Source organism: Serratia symbiotica, from assembly GCF_000821185.2.
Lineage (GTDB): Bacteria > Pseudomonadota > Gammaproteobacteria > Enterobacterales > Enterobacteriaceae > Serratia > Serratia symbiotica.
Genome location: NZ_CP050855.1, coordinates 1186397 through 1210607, shown reverse-complemented (window position 1 = coordinate 1210607; position 24211 = coordinate 1186397). Strand labels below are relative to the sequence as shown.

General features: G+C 56.5%; 11 protein-coding genes. All 11 read left to right on the top strand.

Annotation, left to right across the window (positions count from 1 at the left end):
• Positions 1-362 precede the first annotated feature (362 nt).
• The 11 genes from SYMBAF_RS06120 to SYMBAF_RS06070 all read left to right on the top strand — a co-directional run bounded on the left by SYMBAF_RS06120 (position 363) and on the right by SYMBAF_RS06070 (position 24202).
• The gene (locus tag SYMBAF_RS06120; protein ID WP_052447822.1) at positions 363-9986 is read left to right on the top strand and encodes a non-ribosomal peptide synthetase; all 9624 of its coding nucleotides are present in this window, start codon (positions 363-365) and stop codon (positions 9984-9986) included.
• The gene (locus tag SYMBAF_RS06115; RefSeq protein WP_040265950.1) at positions 9983-15403 is read left to right on the top strand and encodes a non-ribosomal peptide synthetase; all 5421 of its coding nucleotides are present in this window, start codon (positions 9983-9985) and stop codon (positions 15401-15403) included. Before SYMBAF_RS06120 ends, SYMBAF_RS06115 begins: the two co-directional genes overlap by 4 nt.
• Complete coding sequence (locus SYMBAF_RS06110) at positions 15400-16515, top strand: saccharopine dehydrogenase NADP-binding domain-containing protein (RefSeq protein ID WP_052447823.1); 1116 nt, start codon at positions 15400-15402, stop codon at positions 16513-16515. The genes SYMBAF_RS06115 and SYMBAF_RS06110 overlap by 4 nt, the downstream gene beginning before the upstream one ends.
• A complete protein-coding gene (locus tag SYMBAF_RS06105) occupies positions 16512-17600 on the top strand; it encodes a Gfo/Idh/MocA family oxidoreductase (RefSeq protein ID WP_040265952.1) in 1089 nt (362 codons plus the stop codon). Before SYMBAF_RS06110 ends, SYMBAF_RS06105 begins: the two co-directional genes overlap by 4 nt.
• A complete protein-coding gene (locus SYMBAF_RS06100; RefSeq protein ID WP_040265953.1) occupies positions 17597-18361 on the top strand; it encodes a thioesterase II family protein in 765 nt (254 codons plus the stop codon). Before SYMBAF_RS06105 ends, SYMBAF_RS06100 begins: the two co-directional genes overlap by 4 nt.
• A gap of 3 nt (positions 18362-18364) precedes the next feature.
• The gene (locus tag SYMBAF_RS06095) at positions 18365-19069 is read left to right on the top strand and encodes a class I SAM-dependent methyltransferase (RefSeq protein WP_040265955.1); all 705 of its coding nucleotides are present in this window, start codon (positions 18365-18367) and stop codon (positions 19067-19069) included.
• Complete coding sequence (locus SYMBAF_RS06090) at positions 19062-19220, top strand: hypothetical protein (RefSeq protein ID WP_160289811.1); 159 nt, start codon at positions 19062-19064, stop codon at positions 19218-19220. The genes SYMBAF_RS06095 and SYMBAF_RS06090 overlap by 8 nt, the downstream gene beginning before the upstream one ends.
• Positions 19221-19243: 23 nt before the next feature.
• Entirely contained in the window at positions 19244-19540 is a 297-nt protein-coding gene (locus SYMBAF_RS06085; protein ID WP_040265957.1) for an AMP-binding enzyme, read from the top strand.
• A gap of 10 nt (positions 19541-19550) precedes the next feature.
• Positions 19551-20885 carry a salicylate synthase gene (locus SYMBAF_RS06080; RefSeq protein WP_040265959.1) on the top strand — a complete coding sequence of 445 codons (1335 nt, stop codon included), beginning with the start codon at positions 19551-19553 and terminating at the stop codon, positions 20883-20885.
• Between the two features lie 114 nt (positions 20886-20999).
• The gene (locus SYMBAF_RS06075; RefSeq protein WP_040265961.1) at positions 21000-21875 is read left to right on the top strand and encodes a helix-turn-helix transcriptional regulator; all 876 of its coding nucleotides are present in this window, start codon (positions 21000-21002) and stop codon (positions 21873-21875) included.
• Positions 21876-22006: 131 nt separating this feature from the next.
• Positions 22007-24202: a TonB-dependent receptor gene (locus tag SYMBAF_RS06070; RefSeq protein WP_040265964.1), complete on the top strand. Its 2196-nt coding sequence runs from the start codon at positions 22007-22009 to the stop codon at positions 24200-24202.
• Positions 24203-24211 lie beyond the last annotated feature (9 nt).

Genomic DNA, 24211 nt, shown 5'->3' with positions numbered 1-24211 from the left:
CAGTGGCAATTTTTCTTGTTGCCAACGAAGACCACTGTTCATCAACTAAATTAACCCTTTAAGAATCATCACCGATTCTCGGGTTATTCCTTTAAATATAAATTTTAGTGTGCCTAAAGATTTTGAAAACTTATGAGAGATTTATGGGGTTTTAATTTTTTATTTATAACCCACTATCATTTAGTTATAAAAATCTTATATCCCCATGGCTGGTAAAGTCATTTGGCCTAGCGCATACCTGAATGTCTTAGATAATAACTTATAAAGCATGACGATAGATAGCGATTAAAACCACCATATATCCTCTTGACAGGGCTATAACCAGAGCCTGACTCCGGCTATCTAAAGGAGATGATACCACCATGAATGCGCCAGAAAAGCTGTTGAAAGATCTGTTAAGCCGATTACTCAATATTCCGGTTGAACAACTCAGGGGCAACAGCGATCTTATTTACCATGGACTCGACTCAATGCGCACCATGCACGCCGCCAGTGAACTGCGACGTGGGGGGGTTGCCGTCCGATTCTCGCAACTCATTAACAAGCGAACCCTTGATGAGTGGCTTGCAGTTGTTCGGGGAGTCGGAGAAGCAGAGACTGCCGTGGGAGCAACGCCCACTTGCGATATGCCGTTCGAACTCGCCTCAATGCAGCACGCATTCTGGATTGGTCGTCAGGAGCAGCAACGACTCGGCGGCGTGACTGCCCACTTTTACGCGGAACTGGAAGGGAGGCAGCTTGATGAAGCCCGCTTACAGCGGGCATTTCAGCAGTTAATCGCCCGGCATCCGATGTTGCGCTTGCGCATTAATTGCGATGGTCTGCAACACATCGCCTCAACCACACCTTGCAAATTAATCGTACATGACCTCAGTAAGCTGAATGAGGCTGACGCAGAACATAACCTCGAACAACTGCGTCAGCGTTACACCCACCAGCAACTCGACATCGAAAAAGGCCACACCATCATGCTGTCGCTGTCTCATCTTCCCGGACAGCGCAGCCGGCTGCATTTAGATCTGGATATGATCGCCGGTGATGCTGCAAGTTTGCGCATCCTGCTGCGTGAGTTAGCCTCGTTCTACAATCAGCCCGATGAAGCGCTGCCCGAACTCACGTTCACCTATGCCAACTACCAACAACAAAAGCGCGCTGCATTGCAGCCGCAATGGGAAGCTGACCGTGAATGGTGGCAGCAGCAACTACCCAGCTTAGCCGGACCGCCCGCGCTGCCGTTACGTAGCACCAGTGATAAACCGCGCACAGAGCGCTGTCACTGCTGGTTGGATCAGCAACAGTGCGACAGATTAGCACAACTTAGCCAACAGGCCGGTCTGACCGTACCTGCGGTGTTGGCAACACTATTTTCAGAAGCCATCGGCTTGTGGAGCGCTGGCGCACCATTCCTGCTTAACTTGCCCGTGTTCTCCCGTCACACCGATCATCCTCAAGCCGAGCTGTTAGTGGGGGATTTCTCCAGTTCAGTACTGATATCGGTAGCGCCCGCCAGTCAGCCAGACTTTGTTGCTCAGGCTAAAACTCTCCAGGCGCAACTGCATCAGGCGATGGCGCACTCAGCCTACAGCGGTGTTGAAGTGCTGCGTGACTTGTCACGTCAGCAAAACGGCGAGCAGGTATTGGCACCCGTGGTATTTACCAGCGCGCTGGCGCTTGGTGAGCTGTATGAATCTCAGGTACGCCAAACGTTGGGCGAGCCGGTATGGTCTATCTCGCAAGGCCCGCAAGTCTGGCTGGATGCGCAGGCAACAGAGTATCAGAACGGTATCCTGCTGAACTGGGACGTGCGCGCCGACCTGTTTTTACCGCAGGTTGTCGAGGCGATGTTCGATTGGTTCCGCCAGCGGACTCATCAACTGCTTGATGAACCTGCAAGCTGGCAACAACCATTAACCGGAGTGCCACCTGTAGTGCCATTCCCGCAGCCTGAAATGCCTGCTACGTCGGTTGATACGCTGCATCATCGCTTCTTCCGCTACGCTCAAAAATATCCTGAAACCACCGCGCTACAGTGGGACGAAGACGAGCGGCTCAGCTATGGTGAGCTTGCAGCTCAGGCGCTGTCTGTGGCCGCTTTTTTGCAACAGCAGGGCATTGGCAACGGTGATGCCGTTGCCATCAGTATGGGGAAGGGAACGGGGCAGATTATCGCGGTATTGGGCGTATTAGCCGCAGGCGCAACCTATGTACCATGCGGTATTGATATCCCAGCGCGGCGCAGGGAGCAGGTGTATCAAACGGCGGATGTGCAACTGGTGCTCTGCGACCCACGTCCTGAATATCAACCAGCCTGGCCCGCAGAGAGCAAGGTAATTGCGCTGGCGCAGGCATTGACAACGCCGCCGTTGAAGCAAGCGGTGGCCACGCCACTTGATCAAGCGATGTATGTCATCTTTACCTCAGGATCAACCGGCACGCCGAAAGGGGTTGCCGTCTCACATGCCGCAGTCGCGAATACTATTGATGCAGTGGATGATTTATTCCACTTCACCCCCACCGATCGCACGATCAGCCTCTCAGAACTCGATTTCGACCTCTCTGCTTACGATATCTTCGCCAGCCTGAGCCTGGGGGCCGGATTAGTGATCGTGGATCAATCGCAGCGTCGCGATGCCCATGCCTGGCTTAAGCTGATTGAGCGCTGGCAGGTGAGTATCATCAGTTGTGTACCTGCACTACTGGAGATGATGCTTACTGCTGCTGGTCACACGCCGCTTCCGAAGCTGCGACTGGTGATGATGGGGGGGGATCGCATTCCGGCGGAAATGGCATCTCGTTGGTGGTCATTGACGGGAAATGCCGATTTTGTCGGGCTGGGTGGCATGACGGAAGCCGCCATTCACTCTACAGTGTTTAAGTTAGATCCGGGTGATACACGCTGGTCGACCGTGCCATTCGGGCGACCACTGACAAATATGTTTTGCCGCGTCGTCGATGCACAAGGGCGCGATTGCCCCCCCTGGGTAGGCGGCGAACTGTGGGTCAGCGGTCCCGGCCTCGCGCTGGGTTATCTAAAAGATGCGCCGCGCACGGCTGAAAAATTTGTCTTCGACGCGGGAAGACGCTGGTATCGCAGCGGCGATCGGGTGCGTTACTGGCCCGAGGGCATCATTGAGTACATCGGGCGTCGCGATCATCAGATCAAAATTCGCGGTCATCGCATTGAACTGGGCGAGGTCGAAGCTGCTCTGCTGAGTCATCCGCACATCACGCAGGTGAGTGTTGGCGTGATTGCCCCGGCAGCGCGCCAGCTTTGTGCCAGTCTTGTCGCGACAAAACCTCTAAGCAGTGAGCAACTGCGCAGTTGGCTGGCCGATATCCTGCCGGGATATGCCGTTCCTGAGCGCTATCAGCAACTGGACGAAATGCCACTGACAGCCAACGGTAAACTGGATCGCCGTGCATTACAGCAACGCGCCGAACAACAGTGGCTCTTCACCGAGCGCTGCTTCAATGCGCCGCAGGGTACGATTGAGCAGCAGGTAGCTGATCTGTGGCAACTGCTTTTGCAGGCGAAAGCGGTTGGACGCGACGACAATTTCTTTGTCCTGGGCGGTGACAGCCTTATCGCCACGCGTCTTATCGCGCAAATGCGTGAAAAACAGCTCTTTGCTCCGCTATCTGAGCTGTTTGCCACGCCTACGCTGGCGGCATTCTGTACTCACGTCACTCAGTTGCAACACACTGCCGAACAGCCGCTGGTCGCAAACGAAGCAGAGCGTTATCAGCCTTTCCCGCTCAGCGATATTCAGCGCGCATTCTGGATTGGACGCTCTGGCGAGATGACGCTGGGGGCGGTGGGTTCGCATTTTTATGTCGAGTTCGATGGACAGCATCTGGATGTCGACCGGCTGGAACAGGCGTGGCAGCAGCTAATTATACGCCATGACATGCTGCGCGTGCGCGTCACTGCCGAGGGTATGCAACAGGTGTCACAGCAGTTTGCCAACTGGACTATCGAGCAACATCTGTTTGATGAGCCGGACACAGCGGCATCGTCGCTGGCCCATCTGCGCGAGCAGTTATCTCATAAAGTTTACGATCCCACCCAATGGCCGTTGTTTGCGATCCATGTGGCGAATTACCCGCAGCAAGGCGAGCGCCGCCAGCGGTTATTCGTCAGCCTGGACAGCATGATGTTGGATGGGCGCAGCATCATGGTGCTGTTTACCGAGTGGGATCAGCTTTATCAGCAGCCTGACACCGTTCTGCCAAACATCGATATCCGCTACCGCGATTACGTACTGCAAAATCAACCCGCTGCTGAGCGTGTGCAACAGGCGCAAGCCTGGTGGCAGCAGCACCTTGCAGATTTGCCTGAACATCCCGCTTTGCCACTGGCCGTTACACCAGAAAGCCTGCAACAACCGCGTTTTCGCCGTTGGAGCCACGAACTCTCGCGCCAGCAGTGGCAGAAGCTGAAAGCTAGCGCCCAGCGCTATGGTCTGACGCCCAGCGTCGTGTTGGCGGCTGCTTACGGTGAAGTGCTGGCACGCTGGAGTAATCAAACCGCTTTAGCGATAAACCTGACAATGTTTGATCGTCAGCCGCGCCATCCACATATCAACCGCGTCGCCGGTGACTTTGCTTCCATTTTGCTGCTGGGCTACCAGCAAAGCGAAGAGAGCCACTTCCTCTCTGTGGCCCAACGCCTTCAGCGACAAGAGGGTGCGGCGCTGGCGCAGCGTGAGGTCTCTGGCATCTGGGTGCTGCGTGAACTGGCACGGCAGAAAGGGCAGGCGATGGCAACGATGCCGGTAGTCTTCACCAGCGTGATTGGCCTGGACAAAGATGCATCGCTCGATCTCTCTGCCGCGTTCCCGCCACAGGTCTATGCCATTACGCAGACGCCGCAAGTGTGGCTTGATGCCAAAGTCAGCGAGTCACGTGGGCGCTTGATGCTCGATTGGGATGCTATTGAAGCGCTGTTCCCGGCCAACATGATCGATACGATGTTCGCCAGCTACTGCCAGTTGGTTGAACAACTGGCAGCGCGTGACTGGCGACAGCCCATTACGCTGCCTTTGCCTGAGGAACAGCAGCAGAAACGCCAACGAATTAATCAGACCGATCATCAATTCCCCAACGCACAGCCGCCCTATCTACGCTTTTTCGCCCAGGCCAACCTGCATCCGCAGGCCACCGCGTTGATTTGGGGGCGCGATGGACAGATGGATTACGACACCTTGGCGCATCAGGCTCTGCGGGTGGCGGGTTATCTCAAACAACAGGGGATACGACCCGGCGATCGGGTCGCCATTACCCACGCCAAGGGGCCACAACAAATTGTCGCGGTACTCGGCGTACTGGCGGCAGGCGGATGCTACGTCCCTTCTGGCATCGCACTGCCTGAGGCGCGCCGCGCAGTGGTGTATCGCGATGCGGGCGTACGTCTGGTGCTGACAGATGATCACAGCTTGCACCAGCTTGGCTGGCCGCCGGGAAGCAAAGTGGTTGCTTTGAGTGAAGCATTGACGGCTCCAGCGCTGAGCGAACCTGTGATTCAGGCTGCTGAGGCGGCAAAATACATCATTTTCACCTCGGGTTCGACCGGTACGCCCAAAGGTGTGGTAGTCAGCCATATTGCTGTGGCTAATACGGTTGATGCGGTCGCAGAGCTGTTTGGTATCTCGGCGGACGATCGCTCAATCACCTTGTCCGCACTGGATTTTGACCTCTCAGCCTATGACATCTTCACCTTCCTTGGCCGTGGTGGTTCGCTGGTGGTGGTGGATGAAGCAGAACGTCGCGATGCAGCGGCTTGGGTGCATTTGATCAACCACTGGCAGGTCAGCATCATCAGCGCCGTTCCCGCGCTCGTGGAGATGATCACTGTGGCTGCGCAACAGATCGGGCTGACCAGCCAACTGCGATTAGTGATGGTGGGGGGCGACCGCGTAATGCGTCAGTTGCCGCAAGAGTTGTGGAACCTCGCGCCGCAGACGCGCTTTGTGGCACTGGGGGGAATGACGGAAGCCGCCATTCACTCAACCTACTATGAAATTCAGCCAGACGATCCCTGGTGGCCATCCGCGCCTTATGGCATACCTGTTGCCAACATACAGTGCCGCGTGGTGGATAAGCAGGGTAGAGATTGCCCGGACTGGGTCAAAGGTGAGTTGTGGGTCAGCGGCGCGGGCGTCGCTACCGGATACTATGGCGATGAAGAGCGCACCGCTGAGAAGTTTGTCGTGTGGCAGCAGCGGCGCTGGTATCGCACCGGCGACGTCGCCAGCTATCGCCCGGATGGGATACTGGATTTCTTCGGGCGTGCGGATAATCAGGTAAAAATTCGCGGACACCGCGTTGAACTGGGGGAAGTGGAAGGAGCGCTGAGCCGTTTGCCGCAGGTGGAGAACGCGGTAGCCGTGGTGCTAAGCGGTGCCACGCGCAAATTGGCAGCAGCGCTGCTGGCGCATCAGCCATTAGATCTCGCTGCGATCAAACAACTGGCGCAAGCCACGTTACCTGAATATGAAGTTCCTGAGCATTTGCTGCAAATAGACAGCATACCGCTGACGGCCAATGGCAAAGTCGATCGTCACTGCATCGCCCAGCAGATTGCTGCCCATCTGACACAAAGCAGCAGGGCGGAAGATAGCGCGCAAACGTTGCAGGGGGAGGCCGAACAACTGCTGGCACAACTCTGGTGTGAGTTACTGTCAGTGCCGCAGGTTACCGCAAGCGACAACTTCTTTAGCTTGGGCGGTGACAGCCTGGTGGCAACCCGATTGATGAACCGCCTGCAACAGGCAGGTTATCGTGGTGCACTGGCGTCGCTGTTCACTACGCCGCAGCTGCGCGCCTTCGCGGCGAGTTTGCAGCGCAAAGCAGAAGCCGAAACGCCGTCGTTGCAACATGACAGCGCCATTCGCTATCAACCGTTCCCGCTCACCGAGGTGCAGCAAGCCTATTGGCTGGGGCGGCAGGCAGATTTTACCCTCGGTGGTATCGCCGCGCAGTGTTACAACGAATATGAAATGCCAGGTATGGATGTGGCGCGGATGGAGCTGGCGTGGCATCAGTTGGTTCTGCGTCATGACATGCTGCGCTGCCGTATTACCGCCGATGGACAACAGCAGATCCAGCAGCAAGTACCTTATTACAACTTCCGCCAGCATCTGCTGCATAAGGTGCAAAATCCGCAAGCTGAGTTAGAGCAGTTACGGCGACAAATGGCGTACCAAAAGCTCGATCCAGAAAGTGGCCGCCTCTACGATCTACAGGTGATCAAATATGGCGACAATCAGGTACGTATGGCGGTGCTGTTCGATAACCTGATTGTCGACGGGCTGAGCATGCTGACGTTGTTCACCGAACTGTTTCATTTCTATCAACATCCCGACCAACCGCTGCCACCTATTGGTATCCAGTTCCGCGATTACCAGATGCTGCGCCAGCAGCAGGGCGTGTCCCCGAAGGCCATGGCCTACTGGCAGCAACGTCTGGCGTCACTGTCGGCAGCTCCTGCGCTGCCGACCCGCGTCGCGCCCGAATCACTGAATAAACCCAGGTTCTGCCGCTTGCAGGCGAAACTCGCCACTGCTGAGTGGCAAACCATTCTACAACGGGCGCGTCAGGCGCAAATCACCCCCTCCGTGTTACTGCTGACCTGCTTCTCCGAAGTGTTAAGCCGCTGGAGCGGGCAGTCATCGCTGCTGGTCAACATGACGCTGTTTGACCGTAAGCCGCTGCATGCCGACATCAATAAGGTGACTGGCGATTTCACCTCGCTGATTCTGGCGGAGTACCATGCTAGAGCGGCAGAGAGTTGGCTCAGCCACGCACAGCGTTTGCAGCAGCAAATCTGGCGCGATCTCGATCATCAGGATGTTTCAGCCGTGAGCGTGATGCGTCAGATGGCACAGCAAAACGGCGGTGAAACACGCACGGTGCCGGTGGTATTTACCAGTATGCTGGGGGTCGCTGATGCACTGGCAAAAGCCGCACCCTGGCCTGATTTCACACTGTCGCAAACCCCGCAGGTGTGGCTGGATCATCAGGTGATCGAACTGGAAGACGGGCTGCTGCTGAGCTGGGATTACCTTGATGCTTTGTTCCCGCCACAGATGGTAGAGCAGATGTTTGCCCGCTATCAACAGGCGCTGCATACGTTAGTGGAAGGTGACTGGCAGCAACCGCCGCTGCGTGCGTTGCCAGCAGAACAGCAGATCGTACGCCAGAAAAGCAACGACACCGCCGCGCCAGCAACCGAACCGGCAGTGCTACATCAAGGTTTCTTTGAACAGGCTCTGAAACACCCGCAAAATATCGCGCTGTGCGATGCGCACAACGTCCGCGTGGGTTATGGCGAGTTGCGCCAGCGTGCGCTTGCCGTTGCCGCAGGCCTGCAGCAACAAGGCGTGAAGAGTGGTGACTGCGTGGCCGTGTTGCTGCCACGCGGCATCGAACAGGTCATCGCCGTGTTGGGGATCATGGCGGTTGGTGCTGCTTATCTGCCGGTAAACATCGATCATCCCGCCGCCAGGCAGGCGTTGTTGTGCCATAAGGCGCAGGCGCGTGTTGCCATTGGTGAACGGCCCGCTATCGAAGGCGTTGAAGCGTATCCGTTTGAGCAGTTAGCGCGTGCAGAGCCGTTGGCCGCGCCCGTATTGCCAGACCCCGCCAGTCTCGCCTATATCATCTTTACCTCTGGTTCGACCGGTGAACCCAAAGGCGTTGAAATTGAACATCGCAGCGCCAGTAACACCGTGAATGACATCTGTCAGCGTTACGGCATCCGCAGCAAGGACGTGCTGCTTGGCGTCGCGGCACTCGATTTTGACCTCTCAGTATTCGATATCTTTGGGGCGCTCAGTCAGGGCGCACTGCTGGTGTTGTCGGAGGAAGAAGAGCATCGCGACGCCGAAGGCTGGCTGGCGTTGATGCAGCAACACCAGGTCAGTGTGTGGAATAGCGTGCCGACACTGATGGAGATGCTGGTCGAGATAGCTCGCCTGCGTGGCGTCACACTACCCTATCTGCGTCTGGCTCTACTCTCAGGCGACTGGGTCAACCCTGATATCGCTGCACGTCTGAAACTGACCGCGCCCGTTTGCCAGACCATCGCCCTTGGTGGGGCGACCGAAGCGGCTATCTGGTCGAACGCCTGGGTAGTGCCGGATCATGCACCGCGCCACTGGCCATCCGTCCCTTACGGATGGCCGCTGCGCAATCAGCGATTCCGCGTGGTGGATGAACTGGGCTGCGATCTGCCGGATTGGGTGCCGGGTGAACTGTGGATTGGTGGCGAGGGCGTGGCGCGTGGCTATAGCGCGGCACCTGAATTGACTGCCGCCAGCTTCAGTGGCGAATACCCTCATCGCTGGTACCGCACCGGTGATAGGGGACGTTACCGCCCGGATGGCATTTTAGAGTTCCTTGGGCGACGTGACGGACAAATCAAGTTACACGGTCACCGCATCGAACTGAGTGAAATTGAACAACAGCTACAGGCGTGCTCCGGCATTCAGCGCGCGCTAGTGATGCTGCATGGCAGCGGCGCTAGCGCCAGCTTGCATGCTTTCTATGAAGGCGAAGGCGTCTGTGCCGAGCAGGCTGAGCGCTGTCTACGCAGCGTGCTGCCCGCCTGGGCGGTGCCTGCCAGCTTCGTATCTCTTACCCATTGGCCACTCACTGCCAACGCCAAGATCGACCGTAAAGCGCTGGCAGCCCAGATCCGACAAACCCCTACTGACGCACGGATGCTCGACAACCCGTACCAGCAAGCACTGGCTGAAATCTGGCATCGCGTACTGGGGGCAATGCCTGCCAACGCCAAGGAGAGCTTCTTCAGCGCGGGGGGTAACTCACTACTGGGTATCCGCCTGGTGGCCCAAATCTGCAAACACTTCAGTATTCGTCTGACGCTTAAAAACTTTTTTGCCGACGCGACCCTCTCGGGCCTTTCCGCATCTGTTGAAAGGCATCTGGCTGACAAAAACAGTATGAAAGAAGGTTTATTGTGAAAATTTTTGACTTTATCGCACAGCTTGAAACTCAGGGTATTGAACTATGGAGCGAGGAGAACAATCTACGCTTCAGAGCCCCCGCTGGTGCCATGACCGAAAGCATCAAGCAAGAATTGCGCGAACACAAGTCCGCCATTCTTGCCTGGCTGCAACAACAGCGTGCGCCAGCGGTGCTCACCGCCAATCCCGATACGCGCTTCGACCCTTTCCCGTTAACGCAAGCGCAGCAAGCCTATTTTGTCGGTCGTCACAGCGCGTTTACTTTCGGCGGCGTCGCCTGCCGCAGTTATCTGGAGATCGTCTTCCATCAACCCATTACGCATCAGCAAATTGCCAAAGCCTTTAACCAACTCATCGCTCGTCACGACATGCTGCGTGTGGTGATTGAAGAAGAGGGGTATCAGCGGGTACTACCGCAGGTGGTGACCTTCTCCCCGCAACACCACGATTGGCAGGAAAAGTCCACGACAACGGTGCGTGTACAACTTGATGAGCTGCGTGATGGCATGCTGGCCGCGCCTGTAGATTATCATCACTGGCCGCTGTTCAGTGCCACCAGTGTGCAAACTGCAGAGCAAACCCGATTGCTGCTGGCGATAGAGTTGATCCTGGTCGATTCCGCCAGCCTCTATTTGCTGGTGAAGGAGCTGGAACAACTGCTTTTTGAACCCTATTCGTTGCTACCTGCCCCCTCACTGGGCTTCCGCGACTATGTCATTGCCCAGCGCACGATACGCCAGGGCATACGTTACTTTCAGGCACAACAATACTGGCGTGAGCGGTTGCCAGATTTGCCGAATGCTCCCCTGTTACCGCTTGCGTCTCAGGAGGAAAACGCCCGCTTTATGCGCCGCAGTTTCCGTCTGAGTCATGCTCAGCGTGTGCAACTGGAGCTGTTGGCAACGGCTGCGCAAGTCACACTCAATACCTTACTGCTCGGCGCTTTTGCCCAGGTGATGGGCTTTTACAGCGAGCAGCGTCATTTCACCCTTAACCTGCCGATCTTCCATCGTGATGGACAACACCCTGATCTGGACCGAGTCGTGGGGGATTTCACCTCGATCACACTGTTGGAGGTTGATCTACGCGGGGAGGCGGATTTCGGTCAGCAGTTAACGGCGATCAATCAGCGCCTGTTTGCCGATCTTGATCATAGCCTGTTCTCCGGCCTGGAAGTGTTGAGTGAACTTTCACGTCATCACGGCGAAGTCGCGTTGATGCCAATCGTCTTCACCAGCACCCTGGGGCAGGAAGAGCGCACAGGCGAAAACGCCCACTATCACATCGCGCAAGGACTGACACAGACGCCGCAGGTACTGATCGATTGCCAAGTTACCGCACAACCAGACGGCATGATACTGGCGTGGGACTCGCGTGAAGCGCAGTTCCCGCAGCACTTCATTGAACAGGCATTTACCGCCTTCAGCGAGGTGATTCAGAGACTGTTCAAAGAGGGCGAGCGTTGCCTGCGTCAGCGCCAGTTGCTCAGCCTGCCGCTGGCCCAACGTCAACTGCGTGACAAGATCAACAGTGATGCCTATCCCATTAAGGCGCAACTGCTCCATCAGGGGGTTCTGCAACAGGCCGAATTTCAACCCAATGCCACCGCACTGTGGGATAACGAAGGGCCGATGACCTACCACGATGTGGCGCAACAAGCTTACGCGCTGGCAGCTAATTTACAACATGCCGGACACGTAGCGGGCGAACCTGTCGCGGTGATCGGTGATAAAGGCCGTGCGCATGCGCTGGCTCCGTTAGCCATTCTGCTTAATGGTGGGTATTACGTTCCGATCGATCCGCAACAGCCGGCGCGGCGCCGCGAAAAAATTCTACGTAATGCCGGCGTGCGCTGGGCATTTTGTGCCAGTGCCGAACAGCTACCCAAGGGGGTTGTCGCGCTTAGCTACAGCACGGAAACGCCAGCGGGCCATTACCAACCGCAGCACACGGACGTGTATCAACCAGCTTATATCATCTATACCTCGGGTTCGACGGGCGAACCCAAAGGCGTAGTGATCAACCATCACGCTGCCTGGAACACGGTTGTTGATATCAACCGCCGTTTTGCCGTTAGCGCGCAGGATCGTGTACTGGCGGTCGCCAACCTGAGTTTTGACCTCGCGGTGTATGACCTGTTCGGTGTACTGGCCGCAGGCGGCACGGTGATTTACCCGCAGGAGGCGCGTAAAGCGGACCCTTCGCACTGGGCTGAGCTGATTACCCAACATGGTGTGACCCTGTGGAACACCGTGCCTGCTCAGTTGCAGATGCTGACTGATGCCGCACAATTGCTGCCTTCGCTGCGCCTGGCAATGGTGTCAGGAGACTGGGTACCACTGGATCTGCTGGCGCAGTTGAAATCCATTGCGCATCAAGCACAACTCATTGCGCTAGGTGGTGCCACTGAAGCGGCCATCTGGTCGGTATTCCATCCAGTAGCCGAGGTCGCCAGCCACTGGCAGAGCATTCCTTATGGCAAACCACTAGCGAACCAGCAGTTGCATATCGTCGATGAGGATCTTCAGGATCGCCCTGACTGGGTCAGCGGCGAAATCGCCATTAGCGGCGAGGGATTGGCTGATTGCTACTGGCAGGACAAGCAGAAAACGGCGGCACGGTTTGTTGAACGCAGCAATGGTCAGCGCCTCTACCTGACCGGAGATCGTGGGCGTTACTGGCCGGATGGCAACATTGAGTTCCTTGGCCGCGTGGACAATCAGGTCAAAATTCGTGGTCACCGCGTGGAGTTGGGTGAGATTGCCTCAGTAATGCGCCAACATCCCGCTGTGGCAGATGCCGCAGTGTTGCTGAGCGAGGGGAACGGCACCGCCAGCAACCTGAGCGCCTTTGCCGAACTCGCCAGTGGCGTGCAACCCAGTGCAGAACAGGCACGACAGAATGCGCAGCAGCGCGCGCGGCAGATAGAACAGCAGATCGACGGTGCCGCCTTCCGGGCGCTAATGGAGGGGGCGGATCGTGTTGCTATTCTGGCAATGTCCGATCGATTACGCTGCGACGGGTTGTTTACCCAGGCAGCATCCCGCCATTCACTGGAGGAAATCTATCAGGCGACAGGGGTTGCTGAGGTACATCAGCGCCTGCTGCGACGTTGGTTAGATGGGCTGATCAGCGTTGGTGCCTTACAACAGGATGAACAGGGCGATTACCATTCGCTGATCGCCGCCGATGCTGAGCGCCTGCAACAGTGCTGGCAGGAAGTGGAACAGTGGGAGCAGCGGGCGGGCTACGGTAGTCAGACGCTGCACTACATTCGGGTGTGCAGCCACTGCCTGCGCGGATTACTGCGTGGCGAGACTGATGTACGCGGTATTCTGTTCCCGGAAGGCGAACTCTCAACCGCACATGCCGCTTATCGCGACAATCTGGTGAGCCGAAGCATGAACAATATCGTCATCGCGGCGGTAACCACGCTGGCAGCCGCCAGTCATAAGCCGTTACGCATCCTGGAAGTCGGCGCTGGAGTCGCAGGCACTGCCAGCGATCTGGTGCCCGCGTTGGCGGAGTACCGCCCGGAGTATTGGTTTACCGATCTCTCCGAGTTCTTCCTGATGGAAGCACGCAAGCTATTTGCCGCCTATCCGTGGATGCATTACGGTATTTTTGACATGAATGAAGATGCCGTCAAACAAGGCATGGAGATGAACAGCTTCGATGTCATCTTGTGCTGTAACGTCTTGCACAATGCGTGCAATGCCGGTGAGGTGCTGGCACAGTTCTCCTCACTATTAGCACCTGGCGGTTCGCTGGTGTTTATCGAGCCATTCCGTCGTCACAACTACCCGCTACTGGTCTCGATGGAGTTCTTCCCGGAGTTAACCGGATTTACTGACCTGCGTGCGACGACTGATCAGACCTTCTTCACCCGCGAACAGTGGCTAAGGCTACTCGATGAGGCAGGTGCGACGCTCTGCGATTGTGCCCCTGTGGCGGAGAGCGCGCTGGCCAGCTCTGGACAAGGGGTGTTTATCGCCCAGTTCAAAACCGATCGTGCCAGCTTACGCACGGCAGAGTTGTGCGATTTCCTGCGCGATCGGCTGCCCGGCTATATGGTTCCTGTGCATTTACAGCTGCTTGATCGCCTACCACGTACCCCCAATGGCAAAACGGATCGGCAGCGGTTGCTAAGTTACGTGCCACAAACGCTGACCAATACGGAAAACCGTCAGAGCGGTAATGCGCCGCGCGATGCGCTGGAGCAGAAAATCGCCGAAGTGTGGGCAAGCGTGCTGGATATTGCGCAGGTAGGGCGTGACGCCGATTTCTATGCCTTGGGCGGTGATTCACTGTTGCTGTCGCGGATGATTGGTCGCCTGCGTAACCAGGTGGAGGCCGCTGCCCATTTCGAGTGGGAAACGCTACTGCGCCATCTGCTGCACCACTCCACCGTGATGGGATTAGCTGATCTGCTGCGCGGTGCAAAACAGCAGAAAGAGGATCAGCAGCAGGCAAAAGCGCTGCTGGTGCCACTATGGGGAGAACAGAATTACCACACGCACTGCTGCGTGCTGCTGCATGCCGGCACTGGCAACTTGCAACCTTACCAGCATCTGCTGGCCTCCCTGAACAAAACGCCGTTTGCGCGCGGCGTGGGGCTGGAGCTTCCCAGTCCGCAAGCCTTCATGGCGCTGGCACCGCATGAAGCGTTGGTGACCCTGGCCGGACACTATGCGGATGCGTTAGCTGAACAGGGCGAAAACTTTACCCTGATGGGCTACTGCTTCGGCGGGCTGCTGGCGGCAGAAATCGCGGGCCAACTCACCGAGCGTGGTAAACAGGTGCGCGAGCTGGTGGTCATTAGCAGCTATCAGCCGCCGCAGGTGGATGACGCGCGGCTGGTGGATTATATCTTTGCCCGAGCGATCGGTGCTGATCTGGAAAAACTGGGTCTGCCGCAGGAGCCGGTGCTGGCGGCGGCAGTTAGCACGCTGTTGCAGCGCTCGCCGCAGCGTATCGCTGAAGATGCGTTTGATCATCTTGCTGAGCATGCGGACGTTGCCACTGCGTTGACACGCTGGATGCAACAACCAGAAGAGAAACGGCTACAGGCGCTACAGGCGGCGAGCATGGCCCAAGGCGTTTATCACCAGCAGGATGAAACCCATCCGCTGTTTGCCAGTCGCTATGCTCTGTTTGGTCATAGCCTGGCGTCGGTTGGGCAATATCATCCCAATCCATGGTTGGGTAAAACCATTGTGCTGCGTAACAGCGAAAGCGATCCATTATTACCCGGCACGCCAGGTGACGTGCATGAGTGCTGGAACGCCCTCTGCCTCGGCGAACTGATTGTGGAAGACACCCCAGGCGATCACTTTAGCTGTCTGTCACGTCACCATGCACCTGTGCTCGCCGAACTGATTGCACGCCACACGGTGCAGGCGGTGGTGTCATGATTATTGCGATATTGGGGGCCAGCGGCGGCGTGGGCAGCTGTGCCAGCCGCTGGCTGGCACAGTCAGGGCACGCACTGCGCTTGGGTGGGCGACGATCCACGGCATTGCAGCCGCTTGGGCTGGAACTGAATGCCGAGATTCAGACGGTGGATCTTTGGCAGGATCGACAGCTTAGCGCCTTTTGCCGTGGCTGTACTGTAGTGGTCAATTGTGCCGGACCATCCTATCAGGTGCTGGATCGGGTCGCGCGTGCCGCCGCCGCCGCAGGTGCACATTACGTGGATGTCTCAGGAGACGGGCCTGCCTGGCATTTGCTACAGCAGAAACCAGCAGGAGACCCATACTGGATCGCCATATTTTCAGCCGGCATGCTGCCGGGCCTCGCCAATCTGGTGCCAGTCTGGATGAGCGCGCGCAGCGGCGGCAACCTGACGGTTTACAGCGGCGGTATCGAGCCGGTGAGTGGCGCAGCTGCCAAAGATTTGGTGCTTTCCCTCAACGAACACTGTAGTGCGTTACAGGGTAGCGATTACTGGTATGGCGAAGCCGGGGCGAGCTGGCAGCTAGGCCGCCGCAGTCGGCACAGTTTACTCACTCAGCAAACCGATTCTCTGGCGCATTTTCCCGGCCAGGTCACGCTGCTGCCTTATCTCAGCGCCGATGCGGAACGGCTGGCGCTGCGTCGTCATCTCTCCAGTCTGCGTTGGTACAACGTATTCAGCGGGCAGTGCTTGCGCGAAACCCTGACCGGACTACGGGGCAAAGTCGATGGCTCAGCAGAGAGTCTGGCGTCCGCCGCCGCCGCCGTAGAGAAGGCGAGTCTGATCGATTTGGCAGGTTTCACGCCTTACTATCAGATGGTGTTTGACCTGCAACAGGAAGATGTGCCGTACAAACGTGCGGTGATCACCACCAACAGCAGCCTAGCGCTTACTGCTGCGACTGCCGTCAGCGCAGTCAATAGCCTGTTGCGCGGTGACGTGCCTGCGGGTGTCCACTTTGCTGATCGCGTGTTGTCACCGAGTATCACGTTGCAGGATATAGGTCATCTGCACCCTGGCACGCGCATCAGTCACTATCAGTGTGAGCAGTGTGAGGAGGGCGTGCTATGAGCGCTTATGCAAAACCTGTGCGCGCCATTGTTTGCGGTACCAGCTTTGGGCGCTTCTATTTGCGTGCGTTGGCAGCCAATCCCGACATTGAGTTGGTTGGGATACTGTCGAGCGGATCTGCGGCTTCTGCGGGCTATGCCTGCGAGCTTGACGTTGAGCACTTCACCTCAGTGGAGAGTCTACCAGCGGATATCGACCTGGCTTGTGTGGTGGTACGCGCTGCGGTTTCGGGCGGCGAGGGCGCAGAGATAGCCTGTCAGCTTTTACGTCGTGGCATTGATGTCTTTCAGGAGCATCCGCTGCATCCTGATGAATTAGCCGAGTGCCTGCGCATTGCGCATCAGCACAACGTGCGTTTTGGCATTAACGCGTTCTATCCCTTCGTAGCGCCAGTCAGCCGCTTACTGCAAGCGGCGGGGATCATCAGAGCGCAGCAGCCCATTCAATACATTGAAGGGATCTGCGGCGTGCAGGTGCTCTATCCGTTGCTGGATGTGATAGGCCGCGCCACCGGAAAGCTGCGTCCAGCGCAGTTGGCGCTGGCGCAACCCGCCAACGTTGGCCCTTATACCTGTCTGCAAGGCACTATGGGTGGTATCCCTCTCACGCTGCGGGTGCAAAACCAGATCCATCCTGCCGATGCCGATAACCATGCGCTATTACTGCATCGCTTAACGATTGCTTGCGAAAGTGGAGTCCTGACGTTGGCGGATACACACGGCCCGGCGATCTGGAACCCACGGCTGCATACCCATCGTGACGTTACACATCGGCTGGTGCTGACAGGGCCAGGCACTGAGCGCCTGGCTGTGCCAAGCAGTTCAATCATCCCGGGCAGTGAAGCAGTCACGTTCAGCGAAATATTTGATCGTGTCTGGCCGCAGGCGATTAACCGGGCGATAGCCGATTTTCTGCAATCAACCCAGTCTCCCGCGCGTGTGCAACAGCAGGCGCAGTGGGCGCTGGGGGTCAGCGCTTTCTGGCATCGTGTCTCCACAGTGTTAGGACCACCAGAACTGATCCATCCCGACTCACCGCATGTGCTGCCATTGCTGGAACAACTGCCATCGGAGGCTGCTGTATGACGCCCACTTTCTTGCGATTTTACCAACCGGCACCCGCCGCCCCGCTGCTGATAATCTGCTTTCCTCACGCGGGCGGTGGTGCCAGCGCTTTTCGTCCCTGGTCTTGTCTGTTTAATGAGACAGAGGCAGAAGTGGCAGTGGTGCAGTATCCAGGACGCGAAGATCGTTTCTCCGAGCCGTTTATCGATGCTATGCCGCTGCTGCTGGAGGCGTTGCAGCAGGAGTTGCAACTGAGACTGAAAGGGCGACGTTTTGTATTGTTTGGTCACAGCATGGGCGGTGCTGTGGCGCATGAACTGGCGCAGCGTTTGCAACAACTGGGCATACCGCCGGAACAACTGATTATTTCTGGCCGCCCACCACCACAGTTTCATCCCCTCGACAGCACTATCCATTTAGGCAGCGACCAGCAGATCCTTGATGCATTGCTGCGACTGAGTGCGGACAACCAGGCGCTGCGCGAACAGCCAGAGCTGGCTGAGCTGCTGCTACCGGTGATCCGCAACGATTACCGGCTGATTGAGCATTATCGGCCACAGCCTGTTCAGCTGCTGTCATGTCCCATCATGGTACTGAGCGGCGAAAACGACAGTGAGTTGTCGCTGGAACAGGCGCAGGCGTGGCAATCCTGTACCACTGTCGCCAGCGAAGTGTATCGTTTTCCCGGTGATCACTTCTTTATTACCAGCCAGCGCGCCGCCGTAGTCGCGCGCGTTAAGCAGGTGTTACGTCAGTTCTCTCCCTGCTTCAGTGAAGGATAATCCATGGACGACTTCTACTCTCCGGTCGCTGAGTTTTATGATCTGGTGGGGCGTGCACACTCTGCCGGTGAACAGGCCCTGCGTGAACGTCTCTCCGCAATGACCCATATTCACGATCCGATTCTGGACATTGGCGCTGGCACCGGCCGCACCGTGATGACCATTGCCGAGTCAGTGCCGCAGGTGGACATTCTGGCCGTCGAACCGGCTCCGGCGATGCGTGCGGTGCTGACACATGCGGTGGCACAGTGTCTCGAATTGCGACAGCGAGTCACCATCATTCCTGACACCGTTGATCAGTTACAACTCCCTCAGCGATTGGGCGCGATAGTAGCATTTGGTGTGCTGGGACACTTAACCTCATTGCAACGCCAGGGGCTATGGCCGCTGCTGCTACCGCGTCTGGCTAGGGGCGCGCCGATTTTTGTTGAGCTATTGCCCGTTGAGAAGCCGGTAGTGCTACCCAGGATGATGCTGGCCAATGAAACCATTGGTCAACGTCACTATCAAGCTACGTTAGAGGGCGAACCCGGGCCGGACGATACCATGCTGCTCACCTCCTGCTGGACAGTGAGTGGTGGACCTTGCGCGACACAGGTGATCCGCAACCGCAGCGTCTGGCACACCTTCGGTCTGGACGATCTCGCACGTGAAAGCGGTTTGCACGCACAACGACTGACGCCACAAGCGGGAGTGCTCTATGTCTGAACTCGATTTGAACACCAATCATCGCATCTTGCCCGCCGAGCTGTGTGGGCCTGCACCCCTGGCTGACCGCTATCGGCAACGCGGTCTGAGCATAATCGTAATGCCTTTACCACCGAGGATTTCTTCAGCAGCGGTGACAGGGTACGGCTGAGGGTCGAAGGGCGCACGCGCGACATGATTAACCGTAGTGACGAATCGGTCGCCGCAGATGAAATTGAAGAGTGCTTACGCACGCACTCGCTAATCCACGAGGTCTCCGTATTGGTAGACGCGGTGGGGGAACAGCAGGAAACTATTCATGCTATTGTTGTCGCGCGCGCAGCAGCCACGTTGGCTGAACTGCGTGCCTTCCTTGAGCAGCAGGTTGCCGCTTTCAAATGGCCTGCTCGCCAGACCCTAGTCGACAGCTTACCTTTAACCCCGATGGGTCAAGTCAACAAACAACAGCTAGCTGCCCAGTTGGCAGAGTGAGGAACATCTTATGGCAAACACATTCACCCAAGCGCGTCTGACGCTGCCTGCTGACCAGACGCTTGCGGCTATTGTCAGCCTGATTAGACAAAACGCGGGCGAAAATTATTTCGTTTATGAGCGTGCACCGCGCTGGTATATCGGGTTGGGAAAAAAGGCGCAACTGACAATCTCTCCCGATGGCTCACAGGCCATGATAGAAAGCGCACAAGGTACCGCCAGTGCCGCCATTAAAACCTCTTTGGCAACGTGCGCACGGCAGTTCACGGCGCAATATGCCGCACAAGGTCAGCGCGTATTTGGCATGGCCGGTTTCAACTATGCAGCTAAAATCCGCAACCTCGCCTTCACCCCCGGAAGCTGGCCGCTGCTGTCGTTAACCGTGGTGCGTGACGAGCTGATTATTGAAGAAGGTGAAGTCACCATTTACGCAGAGAATGAAGCGCGCTGTCAGCGGCTATGCCAGCAATTACAGGCTATTTTGCCAACAGAACAGGGCAAGCCCGTACAGGCCGATCTCACCGCGCAGGGTGACGATTATCAACAACGGGTCAATCGCGCGCTGGAGGAGATTGCGTTAGGTGACTACACCAAAGTGATAGTGGCACGTGCGCTGGTGATGCCGCACAAAATTGACATGTCCGCTACACTGTGGCGTGGACGACTCGCCAACACGCCTGCACGCAGTTTCCTGCTGAAACAGGGAGAATTGGAGGCGACCGGTTTCAGCCCGGAGATGGTGGTGACAGTGGAAAAGGGTTTCGTTACCAGCGAACCGCTGGCCGGTACGCGCGCCCGATCCGATTCTGCCGGTGAGAATGTGCATAATCGCGCCGAGCTGCAAAGTGACAGCAAGGAGATCGTCGAGCATGTCATCTCTGTCAAGGCGGCCATTGAGGAGTTGGAGCTTCTCTGTTGTGCGCAATCGGTCGTGGTGTCCGACTTAATGTCGGTGCGCGAGCGCGGCAGCGTGCAGCATCTGGGATCGCAAGTACGCGGCGAATTGGCTCCGGGATACGATGCGTGGGATGCTTTCGATGTGCTGTTCCCGGCCATCACCGCATCGGGCATTCCCAAGATCCCCGCGCTTGAAGCAATCTTACGCCTCGAAGCGGTGCCGCGTGAACTCTATTCTGGTGCTGTGCTGATGCTTGAAGGTGAGCAACTGTTTGAAGCGGCGCTGGTGTTACGCAGTGCCTTTCAGGATCAGCAACGTAGCTGGATCCAGGCGGGGGCCGGGGTGATCGCGCAGTCGAATGCGCTACGGGAATTGACCGAGACCTGTGAAAAGCTCTCCAGTGTGGCACCCTTCCTGGTAAGGCGTGAGGAAAATGATAAGAATTGATAATGATTATTATTTACAAATAACCAATCCTTAGTATGATGACTCTCTGAGTTTCGTTTTGGGAATTGAGCACTCGATACCGTGCGCATCGAGTGCTTACAAAAGAGGGTTTTTATGCAATCCACTCACCAGTTACATTCTCAGCAGCCGCTCACCGACATGACTCATAAGTGGGGATTACCATACGGCGTTGATCTTTGCCTGAATGACCTGACGGCTAATGGCGACGCTCATCGCAGTGAGACGCTAAATCACTGTCTTACCATCCTGCTTACACTCGACGGCGATGAACCCAATTATTATCTGGATGACGGTAGCCTACTGCCGGTTGAACGTGGTATGGCTAAAGTTATCGCCAATAAAGATCGCCTGCGCCTGTGGTGTCGCAACCCACGCGGTCATCACAGCCGTAGCATGGTGATTCAGGCCGCTCCTGAGCGGATTAGTGACAATGAACTGGCTGACCAGATTGAACGCATTTTGCAACGCAACCAAGTGTTTGGGTTTGTCGTTCCGCAATCCACCATCGAACGCGCCAATGAGCTGTTCAGTTACTGCGACAATTGCGTGATTGGCCGCCTGCAAACCCGTAGCTGCGTATTAGATCTGCTGGCGCAAGTGCTCCACGCTGCGGAACAGGATGTGCCACACGTGGATGTGATGATGCAGCATCGCGATGTGACGCGGGTATTGAAAGTGCGCGACAAGCTGGTGAGCGAATTGGACAGCAACCACTGCCTGGGCGATTTGGCGCGTGATGTCGGCATCAGCGTGAGCGCGTTAAAAAGTAAATTCCAGGCGGTGATGGGGCAATCGGTGTTTGCCTTCTTGCGCGATCAGCGCCTGACACGTGCACGGCAAGGGTTGGAATCCGAAGGCTGGACGGTTAAGCAGGCTGCATATTATGTGGGATATCAGCATCCCAGCAACTTCTCCACCGCATATCGACGTAAATTTGGTATGTCGCCGCGTGATTCACTTAGCCCCTGATTGGCTACCGCCATAACTCATTTGGCTCTACTCATAACTGAGTTAGATAGGGTATCCTATTGCAGCCCCATACAATTGTGACAGAAATAAAGCACATTTTTGTCTCAAACTTCAATGCCATGGGGATGAACATGACCAGTACACACCAACCGCGTGTCAAAATAACACCGAAAACATCTCTCAAACCTCTCTGCCTGTTGTGCGGGCTGGCGATAACGGCACCTGCGTTTAGCGCCAAGCAAACGGCCAAAACTCAGAAAGACGAAACCTTGATGGTCACCGCGCGTAAGGTGAAAGAAGATGCGCTGAAAGTACCGGTGAGCATGACGCTCTTTGATCGTCAGATGCTTGATGATCGCCGTATTGATGATGTGGAGCATCTTCTCCGCGCCATGCCAAACATCAGCTTCAGCTCGTTAGGCGATAGGCGTTCAACCTATCTGTCGATCCGTGGCGTGGGTCCGATGGCGCAGCCAATGGGTTTTGATGATACCTCGGTGGTGACTTATATCGACGGCGTGCCGCAGCCGTCATTTGGTTCTGATCTGCGTTTTCTTAATGTCGAACGTATTGAAGTGCTGCGCGGGCCGCAGGGCACCGTGTTTGGCCGCAATGCACAGGCGGGTGCCATTAACATCACCACACGCCAGCCGAGTGATAGCTTTGAGGGAATGCTGCGTGCAGAAGCTGGGTTGAATAGCGAGTCAGAAAATGTGGGGCAGCTCTCCGTTTCCGGGCCGCTGATCGAAGATCGTCTTGGTGGCCGTTTTTCTGCCGCCTACTCCAATCTGGGGCCAGACGTTGATAACAAGTCGTCTGGTGGCAAGCTGGGTAAAGTAGAAACCGGGGTGTTTCGCGGTTCGCTGGTGTACACGCCAAGCGCTAGCACGCGATTTGTTCTAACCGGCAACTACGAGCGCGATAACAACACACCGTCCAACTTCCTTTTAAAAAATGGGCCGAGCTTTCCTGCGGTACAAATTGATCCTAAAGGCTGGGTTAATCGCCAACTTTCCGGGCTGTCTCTGACCGCTAACCATGAATTCGAGCGATTGCAGTTCACTTCCGTCTCAGCGGTGAACCACTACAACTTCAAAAACCTGACCAACAACTCGGAAGCGCTGACCTTCAGTAAAATGTTTAGCATGCCGGCCTCGTCATTTATTCCAGCCACCGACTGGAGCACTTATGACGAAAGCCAAAACAGTCTCTATCAGGAACTGCGCCTCAGTAGCCTTGATAACGCAGATAGGGTTTGGGTTGGCGGCGTCAACTATCTGCATAACAGCTATAAGCTGACCACCAACTACGATTCAGCATTTTTCTCCTCTACCAACGGCACCCGCAACGGTGATCACGACACCAATAGCTATGCTGCTTTTGGCGAAATGACAGTACCGCTGTATGGCAATGATAGGCTCAAAGGCACGTTAGGCGGCAGCTATACCCACGATCGCAAAACCTACGACTCGAAATATCGTTCAAACGGCTTCCCAGGTACGGTCGCCAAATTCGATCAGAGTGGCGTGCTGAGCGACGATATGCTGACCGGACGCGCCGCCCTCAGCTATGAACTTACGGACAATAACTCGATTTATACCAGCGTGTCGCGCGGCGCAAAGAGCGGTGGCTTCCCCAACTTCACCAACAATGCACCGAGCGGCAGGAAGGACACCCCTTACAAAGACTCGACCTCCTGGAGCTATGAAGTCGGCAGCAAAAACCGTTTCCTCAACGGACGGTCAGCACTTAATGCTGCGCTGTTCTGTAACACGGTGAAAGACGAGAACCTGTTTGCCCTCGATTCCGCCTCGTTTACCTTCGTACCAAAACCTATCGACACCCATAATTACGGTGTAGAACTTGAAGGTTCATATCAACTGGCAGATAGCTGGACGTTAAGCGGTGGCCTGGGTTACACCCATGCTGAACTGCGCAACGTTTCCGAAGATGTGGCGGCGTCATCCGGCGCACGCAACGGAAACTTCGTGCCAGCGGTGCCGAAATTCAATACCAACCTGACATTGCAATATTACGCCGCCGCCGACTGGCTCGGCCTGCCGGATACCAATATCTTCGCGCTGGCGCAGCATCAGTACGTCGGCAGCCGCGAGGCGGACGTGGGCAGCCACTTCAAGCTCGATGCTTACCAGCTGTTCAACGCCAAAGCGGGACTGGAGTTCTCTTCCTTCGACCTATACCTGTTCGGGCAGAACCTCACTAACGAACGCCCGCAGTACATTGGCCTTTATTACGGCCCGCAAAGCACAGCCATCACCGTCGGGCATGGCCGTGTGCTGGGCGTCGGCACACAAATTAGATTCTGATGGCTGGGT

Bases quoted from the DNA above. Each gene is read 5' to 3' on its own strand.
- SYMBAF_RS06090 (WP_160289811.1), top strand. From the start codon at position 19,062: ATGTCTGAACTCGATTTGAACACCAATCATCGCATCTTGCCCGCCGAG.
- SYMBAF_RS06070 (WP_040265964.1), top strand. From the start codon at position 22,007: ATGACCAGTACACACCAACCGCGTGTCAAAATAACACCGAAAACATCT.
- SYMBAF_RS06085 (WP_040265957.1), top strand. From the start codon at position 19,244: ATGATTAACCGTAGTGACGAATCGGTCGCCGCAGATGAAATTGAAGAG.
- SYMBAF_RS06075 (WP_040265961.1), top strand. From the start codon at position 21,000: ATGCAATCCACTCACCAGTTACATTCTCAGCAGCCGCTCACCGACATG.
- SYMBAF_RS06100 (WP_040265953.1), top strand. From the start codon at position 17,597: ATGACGCCCACTTTCTTGCGATTTTACCAACCGGCACCCGCCGCCCCG.
- SYMBAF_RS06110 (WP_052447823.1), top strand. From the start codon at position 15,400: ATGATTATTGCGATATTGGGGGCCAGCGGCGGCGTGGGCAGCTGTGCC.
- SYMBAF_RS06080 (WP_040265959.1), top strand. From the start codon at position 19,551: ATGGCAAACACATTCACCCAAGCGCGTCTGACGCTGCCTGCTGACCAG.
- SYMBAF_RS06095 (WP_040265955.1), top strand. From the start codon at position 18,365: ATGGACGACTTCTACTCTCCGGTCGCTGAGTTTTATGATCTGGTGGGG.
- SYMBAF_RS06120 (WP_052447822.1), top strand. From the start codon at position 363: ATGAATGCGCCAGAAAAGCTGTTGAAAGATCTGTTAAGCCGATTACTC.
- SYMBAF_RS06105 (WP_040265952.1), top strand. From the start codon at position 16,512: ATGAGCGCTTATGCAAAACCTGTGCGCGCCATTGTTTGCGGTACCAGC.